The following is a 209-nucleotide window of genomic DNA, read 5'->3' as shown; positions in this document are numbered from 1 at the left end:
CGTACATCTGCACTAAAGCTTATTTTTTTACCTTCACCATTAGTGGCTATTACACTTACTTCGTCCGTTTTATCATAAAGGCCTTCAATATAAAATTGTTCTTTCCCTGTTAATCATAACGACTCGTAGCTTTCGCCATCTTTAAATTGCAGAGGTAAAACCCCCATTCCAATTAAGTTAGAGCGGTGTATACGCTCATAACTTTGTGC

At 37.3% G+C, this 209-nt stretch carries 1 pseudogene; it reads right to left on the bottom strand.

Features of this window, described 5'->3' with window-relative positions:
* Positions 1-209: pseudogene (locus tag V6260_RS19720) on the bottom strand (hypothetical protein); the annotation flags it as partial.

The organism is Pseudoalteromonas aliena (assembly GCF_038155085.1).
Taxonomy (GTDB): Bacteria; Pseudomonadota; Gammaproteobacteria; order Enterobacterales; family Alteromonadaceae; genus Pseudoalteromonas; species Pseudoalteromonas aliena_A.
This window is presented reverse-complemented; position numbering and strand designations above follow the sequence as displayed.